Genomic DNA, 12,288 nt, shown 5'->3' with positions numbered 1-12,288 from the left:
CATGAACTTCCCCCTGCCCGGCGCGGACGGGTCCGCGGCCAGCACAGCCGATCTCATTCCGCATGCGGGGTCGCTCGCGCTGTCCCAGGCGCGGCCCGACCACGCCCGCATTTTCGGGTTCGACGAAGCCGACGAGAACATGCGGCCGTTCGCCCTGCTGCGAACGCAGATCGCACGGATCATCGACGAAAGCGGCCACCGGTTGATCGGCGTTACCAGCGCCACCCCCGCAGCGGGCAAGACCTACATCTCGCTCAACCTCGCCGCAGCGCTGGCAAGCCTCAACAACCGGCCCGTAGTGCTGTGCGACCTCGATCTGCGGCGCGGCTCGGTACGCGAGGTTCTCGAGAGCGAACCGCCTGTCGACATCTCGGCGCTCCTGCGGGGCGAGACCTCCGACTGGACCGATGCGCTCTACCGGATCGATAACAGCGGGCTCTACGTCGTCCCTTGCCGGCCGCGCGCCCGCGGCAGCAGCGAACTCCTCAGCGCTCCGCCCTTTGGTCAACTGATAGCCGGCCTGCGGGCGTTGCCGGAAGAAGTCATCGTTCTGGTCGATCTTCCGCCGGTCTTTGCCAGCGACGACGCGCTCCTCACGGCGAGCCGCCTCGACGGGTATCTGCTTGTGGTCGAGTACGGCCGCAACACGGCCGAGCAAATCACCGAAACGATCCGCTTGCTCGATCCCGTGCCGTGCCTTGGCACGGTCCTTAACCGGTACAAAGGCGGGCTCTTCGATGCCTACGGGTACGGGTACGGCGACCCCTACGGGCTCAAGCACTACGGGCTCGACGAGTAGCATCGCGGTCGGCGCGTTCAGCGTCCCTTGGGTTGCTGCCGGTCGGCGAGGAGTTCCGAGCCACCGCCGGCCTTGAGGGATCCGGCGACTTCATCGGCCCGCAGGCGCCGCGCATCTTCCGCCAGTACCCGAGGGTCGGCGATCAGATCGCCGGCCTCGGCATCGCTGCGCAGGCGTGGCAGGGCGGCGACCGGCTGGGCGGCCGTCCCGCCCTCGATTGCGGGAATGGCCACCCCCAATGCATCCTCGCCTGCCGTCCACCCCGGAGCCGATGCCAGTTCGCCCTCGAGGTCGTAGCGCGCGTCGAAACTGGCGATGGCGCCCAGGCGGCCGCGCAGCTGGTAGAACAGATGAGCGCCCTCGCGGCCAACTTTCGCGAGCGAGGAGGCCCAGTACGGCACTACGTAGTCCGCATGATAATGAGTGGCGAGTCCAACGTCCGGATAGACCGTACCCTCGAGCGCCTCACGGGCGATACGGCGGGCGCGCGCGAACCCTTGCGCCGACGGCCTGCGCGACAGGCTGCCATCGCACGTGAAAGTGAACTGGCAGCCGGTCGCCCGCGCAGACCCCTGGTAAACCACTCCGCAGACGGTGTGCGGGAAGGCCGGGTGCCGGACCCGGTTGAGCACAACCTGAGCGACCGCCCGCGCGCCCGCGTCGGTCTGGTTCCCCGCTTCGTAGAAAACCGCCTGGGCAAGGCACTGGAGGGCCGCCGCGTAGGCCGCCGAAGTCCCGTCGCCGGCTGTCAGCCCGAAGGGGCGTGCGGGCTGCGGGAGCGCAATATCGACGGGGCGTGCGTCGTTCAGCGCCTTCGCTTCTTGCGGCGCGATCGGCAGGGTGCCCTGATCGAAGATGACCGAGCCCGGTGAAATCGAACCGAAATCGGTCCCCGCTGCCGCCCGGCCGAGATCGGCGCCGGCCGGCCGCGATTGCGCCGCAACCAGCACCCAGGCGATTATCGCCACGGCGACCACCGCGGACAGCGCAAAGATCGCGGCGCCCGGCCGGCGCAGCAGCAGACCGCTCGACGGCGCCGGCTTGGCCTCGAAGGCTCGGATAAGGTCACGCATTCGCCAGGCCACCGATGACTCCGGATGAGCCCCGCCCCGGTGCCCGGGGCGAGCAGCCGGCAGTTAGCTTGCACTCCTAACGCACGATCGGGCGCTTTCCAATCGGTGTGTACCGGCGGCGCGATGCGAAGACCGTTATGGGACAGGGCGAATTGAATTGCGCGTCCGCACCGCTTCGCGCTTATGCAGCAACCATGCGCGAGCGGCCCGAACCCGAGCAACCTTCCGAGCAGCTTCGCTTCCTCTTCGCGCTGCCTGGGTTCCACCAGGAAGAGCGCGGCGCCGAGGTCGCACTGCTCGCCGTTGCCGAAGAGATTGCCCGCGCCGGCGACGCGGTCACGGTCATCGGGGCGGGACCGCCGCGCACGGGTACTGCCTACGCTTATCGCCAGGTCAGGACGATCAACCGGCGTACCTTCGAGCGATTCCCCCGCATCCCCCCATTTCGCTCGGAGACCGTGTGGGAGGATGCTTCCTTCGCCGCCGGACTGGTCCGGGCCTACAATCCGGCCGACTTCGACATCACGCTGACCTGCAACTTCCCGTTCACGCACTGGTGCCTGCGGCGGGGCGGCGCTACCCGTCCGCGGCATATCTTCGTCACGCAGAACGGCGACTGGCCCGCGGCCAGCGACGCGGCGGAGTTCCGTTTTTTCGACTGCGACGGGCTGGTCTGCATCAATCCCGATTACGAGGAGGCCAATCGCGCACGCTGGACTACCGCGCTCATCCCCAATGGCGTGTATCCCGAGCGTTATCGGGACGCACCACCCGATCGCGCTGCTTTCGGCCTCCCTGAAGACGTCCCGGTGGTCCTAATGGTGAGCGCCTTCATCGACACCAAGCGGGTGCTTGACGGGATGCACGCGGTCGCGGCGCTGCCCGGAACCCACCTGGTCGTGGCCGGCGATGGCCCCCTGCGCGCCGAGGCGGACGCCCTCGGCGCCCGGATCCTGCCGGGCCGCTTCACCCGGATCGCGCTGCCGGCCGCAAGGATGCCCTCGCTGTACCGCTCTTGCGACGCTTTTCTCCATATGTCGCTCTTCGAATCCTTCGGTAACGTCTTCGTCGAGGCCATGGCCTGCGGCCTGCCGGTGGTGGCGCACGACACGCCGAGGGTGCGCTGGATCGTGGGCGACCGGGGCACCCTTTGCGACACTCGCGACCCCGGCGCGACAACCGCGGCACTGGCGCGAGCGATGGAGGTCGGGCGCGGCGCGCCCGATCCCCGGGTCCAGGCTTTCGCGTGGCCGGAGATCGCCGGACGTTATCGCCGCTTCGCGCAGTCGGTCGCCGCGCGGTGATCCTGTCGTTCCTCGCCTGGTCGATCGCCGCCGCCGCGAGCCTGCCGCTGGCCGTGCTCTCGCTCGAAGTCCTCGCGGGGCTTGCGCGGACCGTCCCCGCGCGTTTCGCCGCCTCCGGCTGCACGATCGCCGTGCTGATCCCGGCGCACAACGAGGCCGAGGGCCTTGCCGCGACGCTCGAGGCCCTGAAGCCGGTGGTGCCAGCCGGCACGCGCATTCTCGTAGTGGCCGATAATTGCGACGACGAGACGGCCCAGGTGGCGCGCGAGGCCGGTGTCGAGGTCATCGAGCGCCACGACCTCTCGCGGCGGGGAAAGGGCTACGCGCTAGCCTTTGGCCGCGACCACCTTGCCGCGACCGGTCCGCCCGAGGTCACGGTAATTCTCGACGCCGACTGCCGAATGACTCCCGGGAGCCTCGAGGCGCTCGCCTCGGCCGCGCAGGCGCGGCGGCTACCGGCGCAGGCGATCAATCTGATCGCGGCCGATCTGGCCGCCGATCCTATCGTCCAGATATCGAGCTTCGCGATGCTGGTGAAGAACAGCATCCGCTCACGGGGCATGCAGCGGCTTGGCGGCGCCGCGCTGCTGACCGGCACCGGAATGGCGTTTCCCTGGCCGCTGTTGGCACGGGCGCGCCTCGCCAGCGGGTCGATCGTCGAGGACCTCGCACTCGGTGTCGAAATGACTTGCGCTGGATATCCGCCGTTCCTGGTCGAGACGGCCCGGGTCACCAGCGCTCCGGCTCATCGCGCCGATGCGCTCGAGCAGAAGAAGCGATGGGAGCACGGGTTTCTGGACACGCTGCGACACACCGCGCTGCCAACCCTGGCCCGCGGCGTTGTGCGCAGGTCGCGCGCCGAGTTCGTTCTCGGGCTGCATCTGCTCGTTCCCCCGCTGGCGCTGCTTGGCATGATAGCAGGAGTTTCGCTTCTTGGGCTTCTCGGCCTCGCAGACCTCGGCGCAGGCATGGGACCCGTATTGACGGTTGCAGCGGCGCTGCTGGGCGCGTTGTTGCTGGTTGCAGCATGCTGGTTCGCCGGTGGGCGCGCTTACGTGAGCGGGGGCGCGGCGCTGCGCGCGCCGTTATATGCCTTATGGAAACTACCGATCTACCTCGCTTTCCTGCGCGGTCCGTCGACCCGCTGGACGCGCACGCCGCGGCGGTGATCCGGTCCGCCCCACGCGATAATCCGCCGCCAACGAATTGAGGTAAGCGGTGCGCGCCTTTCGAGTAGACAGGCACGGGAGTCCCCCGGGTGTCGCCCCGAACAATGCCAACCTGTGGTGATCGTCCAGCCTGGCCGGCGCAGCCTGGCGATCGTCCGCGATCGACGGTCGCCGCCATCCGCTAGCCGATGACCCGAGTTCGGTCATATGCGTCGAATACTCTCACGGGCCCTCTGTGCCGTTGGCGATATGGGTGTCGATGAGCTCGGCGAGGGCTTGGGCCAGAACGCGGTCGTTGGCGTCGGTGAAATGGCTGTCGGGCAGATAATTGTTCGGCCGGGTGGGGTCGACGTGTTGACTGCTAGACAGGTACGGGATCCGGTTACGCCTGAGGGTCGCCTCGAGCGATCGAGTCAGCTGGTCTCGATAGCCGAAACTGTCGACGATGTAGATGACCGGCAAGATTCCGTCGGCGCGCGCCTGGCGCGCAAAATCGGCGACGATCGCGTTGGCCACGCGCACAGGCTCGCTGTTGCCAGCAAATCCCGCGGCGCTCAGCACCCCTTCGCGCCACGAGTGGTCCCGCCGCTGCGACCAAGCGCGCCGCGCCAGGCGGACGATCACCGAGTTGTCCAGCACCGTCGCCTTGACCAGCAAAGGGTCGTAGAAGGGATCGGTTCGCGCGAACCGGTCGAGCGCCATTTCCCACGCGGCAGTATCCTCGAGCGTGCGGACGTACTCCGGGAAGCTGTCGTAGGGGGGAGCGATCCGCTGCAGCCGCCCCGTGCTGCCGTCAATCGCGAAGCGATCGGCGGTATAGGGCATGGCAAAGCTCGTGTTCCAGTCCATCGGGGTGGGCGACAGGATCATCGGCAATGTCGAGGACATGATCGCGAGCACCGCCACGCGGCTTTCACGGCGGTCCCTGTCGCGCAGAAACGCCCCATATGACCAGTTGGTGGTCGCGCCGGGTGCGCCCACCGAACGCACGCGATAGCGGGGCGCTACCCCCGGCAGCGCATCGGCCAGGCGCACCGCGTGCGACATGCCGTACATTGTCACCCCAGTGGTCCCGGGCCCCGCAGGCCGCTCGACCGCGATGAGGGGATCGTACCAGCCGGCAAGAGTAATCGGGGCGGTGCGGGCGGGATCCGTCCGTGTCGCGCGCCGCAGCCGGCCTTCCATCGACCGGCCATAGTCGAAATAGAGCGCGAGCGCGCCAGGTTCGGTGTCTCTGGGATCCTCCGGGTAGGCGAACGCCGCGCCCACGGCGACATCGATAACAGCAAGCCATGCCAGCACCCAGGCAAGCGTCGACCAGCCCCGCCGACGAGCGTACGGCGCCCCTGTCGCGGATGCCTCAGAACTGGAAATAGATGAACTGGGCGGGCTCATTGCTCGTTCCCATCAGTGTTAGAAACAGCATTGCTGCCATCGCCAAGCCGACTGCGGCGGCCGGCCATCGGCGATAGAAGCGGGCGTCGCCGCCGCTTCGGTACTGCGCGATTTCCCAGGCGACGAGCAGCAGCACGCCGGCCGCGGCGGAGACCGCGGGCCGGCCCGCCTCGATCGCCATCCCGCCCCCGCCGGTGAGCAGCGTAACGGTGTAAGTCTCGATCTGCTCGAACGACCGGGCGCGGAATAGGAGCCAGCCGTAGAGCGTGAGCACGCCGAAGCCCGCCATCTTGAACACGGCGCCGACAGGACCATCGCGGGCCTGGCCGAACCGGTGCACCAGAACGCGATGCCCGCTGAGGATAGCCCCATGGTAGATGCCCCATAGCACATAGTTCCATGCGGCGCCGTGCCAAAGGCCGCCGAGCATCATCGTGATCATTAGATTGCGGCAAGTGAAGGCCAGGCTGCCGCGGTTTCCGCCCAGCGGCTTGTACAAGTAGTCGCTCAGCCAGGTCGAGAGACTGATATGCCACCGTTGCCAGAACTCGCGCGGCGAACGGGCGAAATAGGGTTGGTCGAAATTGCGCATCAGCTCGACGCCGAAGAGCTTGGCAACCCCACGCGCAATGTCCGAGTAGCCCGAGAAGTCGCAGTAGATCTGGATCGCAAACGCAGCCGTCCCCGTGACAACCGTGCCCCACGATGGATCGGGCAACGCGAACGCTTGGTCGGCGGTCATCGCCATCCCGTCGGCGATAGCGACTTTCTTGAACAAACCGAGCGCGATGAGGAAGAGCCCTCGCCGCGCCTGATCCGCGCTGAGAACACGCGGGCGGGTCATCTGGGGGAGCAGGTTGCGCGCCCTTTCGATCGGCCCGGCGACGAGTTGCGGGAAGAACGACACGAACAGCGCGAAGTCGAAGAACCGGTCCGTCGGCCGGAGTTCGCGCCGGTATATGTCGATGGCGTAGCTCATCGATTGAAAGGTGTAGAACGAGATTCCGACCGGAAGGACAATATCGAGGCGGCTGGCTTCCATCGGAACGCCGATCCCTGCGAGCGCTTCGGCGAGACTTTCGGTGAAGAAGTTGAAGTACTTGAAGAACCCGAGAATGGTCAGCTGAAGCACGATGCTGAGGATCACGGTGGCCTTGCGGCGACGTTCCTCCTCGAGCGCTGCAAGCACCCGGTAGATGGCAGCCGCCGCTGCCAGGAAGGCCGGGATTCCGACGAGGACATACGGCATGAGCGGCGTCAGCAGGGGGCCGGCGGCGGGATCGCCAGCCGCGCGGTTAAGAACCTCCGAAAGGTCCACGCCAAGGAGGAGCAGCGCAGCGCCCGCCAGGAATATCGCTGGGACGTATTTCGCGCGCGCATGGAGGCGGCCGTATTCGAGAACCAGGCCGGTCCAGAAGTCGATCGAAGTCGACAGGATCATCAGGAACAGGAAACGCCAGTCCCACCAACCGTAGAATACGTAGCTGGCAGCGAGCAGCATCCAGTTCTGCCCGCGGAAGGACAGAACGCGATAGAGGCCGTAAACAACGGCAAGGAAAACCAGGAACGTGAGCGAGTTGAAAAGCACCGCGGCTACCGATCCGACTGCTTGAGGCGCTCCACCAGGCGGCCCCCCGCGGAGCTCAGTGCATTCCCCTGGCGCACGTGCGGAGCCGGCCGACTCTCCACCGCGGGGCGGCCGGCACGCAGCTTAGGGTTTGGCGGGTGCGGTAGTTGCGGTCGAGGCGCCGGCCGAGGGCGCGCCGTAGCCCGACTGATAGGTTATCTCGGCCTCGCCGCGGGCAGACTTGAGCAGCTCCCTCAGTCGTTTCTGCGTCTCTTCGCGCCGGTATCCGGTGCCTGCCAGCGGCCTTGCGGCATTGCCGGTTATCGGTACGGCCCGCTCGGCGACGATCTTGGCCACGGTGACCGATGGGCCGGCGGCCATGATCATCGGCTCGCTGGTCCCGATCCTCTGAAACTGGGCGAACATTTGCGGCGTGAGAGTCACGCTGTCGACCGTCGTGCTGCCACGCTGAAATTTGATCCCGGCCCGGTTGAGCACTGCGGCGACCTCGTCCATCGTCTTGGTCGGCTCAAGGGCCTCGATGATGCCCGGCCGCTTCGGTGCCTGGAACACCAGTTGATCGAGCGCGTAAACGGTCCGCCCGCTGAACGCCTGGGGATTGCCGGCGATCATCTTGTCGATATCCTGCGCCGAGGGGTCCTTGATCTCGCGAGCGAGCTTTTCGTTGAGCATCTGGACAAGCAGCGTCTCGCGCAGCTTCTTCTCGCGCAGGATGTACTCAGGCGAAGAGTCGACGCCTTGCTCGCGCGCGGCTTCGGCCAGCAGCAGGCGCTCGACCACACGGTCGAGAGCCGCGTTGCGGGTCGCCTTGTCTCCCTCGGCCGAATTCGCCTGGGGGGGGAGCTCGCCGTTCAGCTCGTCGGTCGTTATTTCCTCGCCGTTCACCACGGCGACGACCTGGCCCTCGGGGGCGCGGTCGCAAGCGGCCAGCCCCGCGAGAATGGCGGCGCCGGCGAGGAGCAGCCCCGATCGACGGATGGTGGCTCCCAGGCGATTGTGACAGGTGTTCATTGGACGGGTCCTTTCGGCATCTCGAGTTGCTCCGCGTGCAACCATTCGCGGGTCAGCTCCTTGCGAAGAGCAGCTGGCGCAAGGCGCCAGGCGATTGTCGGTGGAGGTCGGTCACGAAACTTGTCAGCAACGGCAGGTCGTCCGCGCCGCCGCCGGACAGGGTCGAGACGCGCACGAGGACGCCGTCCGGGATGACCCCTTCGAGGTTCCTCCGCGCGACCACGAGACGCTGCTCGATCCACCGGCGCGGGAATGCGTCGTCGACCCGCGTCCAGTAGAGGACGGTCTCCGTCCGCATTTCGCTGCGGGCAACGAACGTCTGGCTGGGGAGCGGCGCACCCCCTCCAAGTGGCGTATCGACCGGCCGGGTCGGGGTCAGGACGAACCCGCCCGCGGGGTAGCAGATCTCCGGGCGATGGATCTGCAGGACGCCGTCCTGGCGATTGTTGTAGGCGATCAACAGCATTGCCACCTTGCCGTCAGGCCGGGCGTAGGTGCGGGTGATGAGGTTGTCGTACAAGCGATCGGACAGCGCGTCGGGCGGCGGGAGCACCAGCCCGCTGGTCGTATCGAATGCGAAGGCGCCGATGCGCGCCGGGATCATCGCCCCCAGCGCCTTGGTTTCGAGCCGAGGATGGTTGGGCACCGGTTGCCGCGCGATCGCGACCCCCGAACAGGCGGCGAGCCCCAGGCCGATCAGGACCTTGCGGCGGTCAAGCACGGCAGGCTCGATCTCGCCGCTCATGACACCTCGTACCCGGCCGGTTGGCGACGGCGCATGACGCGGCCCAGAACCGCGTCGATCGACGCCATCAGCAGCAACGCAAGAACGAACGTCGTGACGCCCGCAAGGTCGTGCAGAAAGCTTTGGGCCACCCCTTCGCCCGCATAGTAGGTGAGCAAGATCAGGATTAGAACGCGCAGGAAATTCACCGCGATCGCCACCGGCAGGACAAAGGCGAGCAGGATGAGCTGCCGGCGACGCTCATGCTGGTGCATCATGTAGATATAGAACAGCGTCAGCGCGGAGAGCGAGACGATCGAGTTCAGCCCGGAGCAGGCCGCCGCGACGAGGAGTTGGTACTGGCCGATCTGGATCATGACACCCGTTCCGCCGATCGGGAGCCCGGCGAACTGCAGCATGGCGATCGAGCTCTGGGTGATCGCGACCTTGATCGGCAACGTCAGCGTGTAGATGAGCGTCTCGGGCGGAGGGAACGCAAAGAATAGGTAAATCAGCGGAAAGGCGAGCGCGCGCATCACCCGCCAGCCGACAATGGCATACAGCGCGCCGAGGGCGAGCAGGTACATCGCATAGCCTTCCAGCTCGACGATCTGCGTGATGCGCGCCAGGAGGTACACCGGGGCGGCCAAGACGAAGACCAGCAGCGCCGCCCCGGCCGACGGCGGACGCACAAGGTGGCGCACCTCGGGCCACTTGTGAACCAGCAGCCACAGCCCGGTGGCGAGAATGATCGGGCCGTGAGCGCCCGATTCGCTCGACCAAGTGCTCCGGCCGACCAGCACCAGCGTCGGCAAAGCGATCGCGAGAAGGCCCGCGGCGAGCAGGAAGTCGGCCCATCCGAACGCTGCCAGGCGTCCGGCGCGCAACCTAGGCCCCTCTGGCGGACGCGCCGCAACCGGCCGGCGCGGAGCGGGTCCCAAGTCTCTTACCGGGACGTCGGTGCCAGACGTTATCACCGGGTCGACGCCCTGCTCGGCCGGGCCGTTGCGGAAGTCGCAGGTGTCCTCGGAGACGCACGAAGGCCGCCCCCGCGGTGGCCGTCCATCCGCCGGGCCCGGGCAAGGGCGAGACCGCGCCGCGGCATCAAGGCGCGAGCCTCCTGAAATATTCGATCGTCCGGGCCAGGCCGTCCTCGAGCGCAATGGCAGGCTCCCACCCCAGCCATTCGCGGGCCAGCGCGATATCGGGCTGGCGCTGCACCGGATCGTCGGCCGGTAGCGGCATTTCCACCAGCTTGGAGCGCGAGCCGGTCATGCGGATCACGAGCTCGGCCAGCTCGCGGATCGTGAACTCCCGCGGATTGCCGAGGTTCACGGGACCGGGACGGCCTTCCTCGCTCTCCATCAGCGCAAGAAAACCGTCGACCAGGTCGTCGACAAAGCAGAAGCTCCTGGTCTGATTGCCCTGCCCGTAGATCGAGATCGGTTCTTCGCGAAGCGCCTGCATGATGAAGTTTGACACTACGCGGCCGTCCGACGGATGCATCCGCGGGCCGTAAGTGTTGAAGATACGCGCGACCTTGATGTCGAGGCCGCACTGGCGGTGATAATCGAAGAACAGCGTCTCCGCGCAGCGTTTCCCTTCGTCGTAGCAGCTGCGTGGACCGATCGGATTGACGTTGCCCCAGTATTCCTCGCGTTGGGGATGCATATGCGGGTCGCCATAGACCTCGCTGGTCGAGGCCTGGAAGATGCGGACCCCTAGGCGTTTGGCGAGGCCGAGCATGTTGATCGCGCCATGGACCGATGTCTTGGTCGTTTGCACGGGATCGTGCTGATAGTGCACGGGACTGGCCGGGCAGGCCAGATTCCAGATCTCGTCGACCTCGACGTATAGTGGAAAGCACACGTCGTGCCGCATGAACTCGAAGCGGGGATGACCCGCGAGGTGATCGAGGTTGCGCTTGTCGCCGGTGAACAGGTTGTCGACGCAAAGTACCTCGTCGCCCCGCGCAAGGAGACGGTCAATCAGATGCGAACCAAGAAACCCGGCGCCACCGGTAACCAGGGTCCGGCGCCGGCCATACGTCTGACGAGCCATCTAGACCCTCCTTGTCAGAGGGTGGTGAGCACGAGTGAACTAACGTTGTCAACGCTCCCATCCCCTTGATCCGACTGCGTCTCTTTGCGGCACGGCTCGCGCTAAGGCGCGCCGTGGCGTGATGGCAACCGGCCCCCGCCCCGGGGAGCGCTCTGCTGAGCGGGCTCCAACGGTGGCGCCGCTCCCGAAATGGCACGGCTGCGATCGCCCGTGTGGCGTTAGCCTCGTTAGGTCCGTACCTATCTATCTCGAATCGCAGCGACTCGCCGTGTCGTTGCCGACCTTGGGGATCGCAGGTGCCAGCAGCCAAAACAGCAGCCACAGTCGACGTCGACGTCGCGATTATCGGCGCCGGCCCGGCGGGCCTCACGGCCGGTTACCTGTTGACGAAGGCCGGCAAGACCGTCGCGATCATCGAGAAAGATGCGACTTACGTCGGCGGCATCAGCCGGACGGTCGAGCACGAAGGCTACCGCTTCGACATCGGTGGACACCGCTTTTTTTCAAAGAGCCAGCAGGTCGTGGACCTGTGGAACGAGATCCTTCCCGACGACTTCATCCAGCGCCCGCGGATGAGCCGCATCTACTATGAGGGGAAGTTCTACAGCTACCCGCTGCGTGCGTTTGAAGCGCTTCATAACCTTGGAATCATTCGCTCGACCGTATGCATGGCGAGCTTTGTCTGGTCGCAGCTGTTTCCAATCAAGGAGATCAAGAGCTTCGAGGACTGGACCAGCAACCAGTTCGGCAAGAAGCTCTACTCGATCTTTTTCAAGACCTATACCGAGAAGGTGTGGGGCATGCCCTGCAATGAAATGAGTGCCGACTGGGCGGCCCAGCGCATCAAGGGACTTTCCCTGTGGGGCGCGGTCACCGACGGGCTCAAGCGCAGCCTTGGCCTCAACAAGCGCCCGAACGACGGGCAGGAGGTGAAGACCCTGCTTGAGACTTTCCGCTATCCTCGCCTTGGCCCCGGCATGATGTGGGATGCCGCACGCGACAAGATCGTCGCTACCGGCAAGGGGCAGGTCCTCATGGGCCACGGCATGAAGCAGTTGGCCGCCGCTGGTAACGGCTGGCGCCTTACCGCGGATGGTCCCGAGGGCGAAGTCGTGATCAACGCCGCCCACTCGATCAGCAGCGCGCCGATGCGCGAACTGGCCA

11 protein-coding genes are annotated in these 12,288 nt (G+C 66.4%); 4 read left to right on the top strand and 7 right to left on the bottom strand.

From position 1 onward, the window contains the following. The first annotated feature begins 1 nt into the window (after position 1). Positions 2 to 799 (top strand): CpsD/CapB family tyrosine-protein kinase, encoded by a 798-nt coding sequence (locus ACWPM1_RS13690; protein ID WP_455695467.1) that lies wholly within the window; start codon positions 2 to 4, stop codon positions 797 to 799. A gap of 17 nt (positions 800 to 816) precedes the next feature. Here the strand turns inward: ACWPM1_RS13690 and ACWPM1_RS13685 are convergent, their stop codons facing one another. Further along, positions 817 to 1,872, bottom strand: a complete 1,056-nt coding sequence (locus ACWPM1_RS13685; RefSeq protein ID WP_455695466.1) for a cell wall hydrolase — start codon at positions 1,870 to 1,872, stop codon at positions 817 to 819. A gap of 194 nt (positions 1,873 to 2,066) precedes the next feature. Between ACWPM1_RS13685 and ACWPM1_RS13680 the strand changes: the two genes are divergently transcribed. Then, entirely contained in the window at positions 2,067 to 3,176 is a 1,110-nt protein-coding gene (locus ACWPM1_RS13680) for a glycosyltransferase family 4 protein (protein WP_455695465.1), read from the top strand. Next, positions 3,119 to 4,345: a glycosyltransferase family 2 protein gene (locus ACWPM1_RS13675; protein ID WP_455695464.1), complete on the top strand. Its 1,227-nt coding sequence runs from the start codon at positions 3,119 to 3,121 to the stop codon at positions 4,343 to 4,345. The genes ACWPM1_RS13680 and ACWPM1_RS13675 overlap by 58 nt, the downstream gene beginning before the upstream one ends. A gap of 222 nt (positions 4,346 to 4,567) precedes the next feature. Here ACWPM1_RS13675 and ACWPM1_RS13670 read toward each other — a convergent pair whose 3' ends face one another. From ACWPM1_RS13670 to ACWPM1_RS13645, 6 genes are all read right to left on the bottom strand, one after another. After that, positions 4,568 to 5,647 carry a hypothetical protein gene (locus ACWPM1_RS13670; protein WP_455695463.1) on the bottom strand — a complete coding sequence of 360 codons (1,080 nt, stop codon included), beginning with the start codon at positions 5,645 to 5,647 and terminating at the stop codon, positions 4,568 to 4,570. Between the two features lie 58 nt (positions 5,648 to 5,705). Next, complete coding sequence (locus tag ACWPM1_RS13665) at positions 5,706 to 7,328, bottom strand: MBOAT family O-acyltransferase (protein WP_455695462.1); 1,623 nt, start codon at positions 7,326 to 7,328, stop codon at positions 5,706 to 5,708. Between the two features lie 123 nt (positions 7,329 to 7,451). After that, positions 7,452 to 8,339: a hypothetical protein gene (locus tag ACWPM1_RS13660; RefSeq protein WP_455695461.1), complete on the bottom strand. Its 888-nt coding sequence runs from the start codon at positions 8,337 to 8,339 to the stop codon at positions 7,452 to 7,454. Positions 8,340 to 8,391: 52 nt separating this feature from the next. After that, entirely contained in the window at positions 8,392 to 9,084 is a 693-nt protein-coding gene (epsI, locus tag ACWPM1_RS13655) for an exosortase-associated protein EpsI, V-type (protein WP_455695460.1), read from the bottom strand. Continuing rightward, entirely contained in the window at positions 9,081 to 9,950 is an 870-nt protein-coding gene (xrtV, locus tag ACWPM1_RS13650) for an exosortase V (RefSeq protein ID WP_455695459.1), read from the bottom strand. The genes epsI and xrtV overlap by 4 nt, the downstream gene beginning before the upstream one ends. Positions 9,951 to 10,167: 217 nt before the next feature. Beyond that, on the bottom strand, positions 10,168 to 11,124 hold the full coding sequence (locus tag ACWPM1_RS13645) for a UDP-glucuronic acid decarboxylase family protein (protein WP_455695458.1): 957 nt from the start codon (positions 11,122 to 11,124) through the stop codon (positions 10,168 to 10,170). Between the two features lie 296 nt (positions 11,125 to 11,420). Between ACWPM1_RS13645 and ACWPM1_RS13640 the strand changes: the two genes are divergently transcribed. Beyond that, positions 11,421 to 12,288, top strand: an 868-nt coding sequence (locus ACWPM1_RS13640) for an NAD(P)-binding protein (protein WP_455695457.1), incomplete at its 3' end; no start/stop codon positions are given.

The sequence above is a fragment of the Tsuneonella sp. HG249 genome (assembly GCF_053819205.1).
This window is presented reverse-complemented; position numbering and strand designations above follow the sequence as displayed.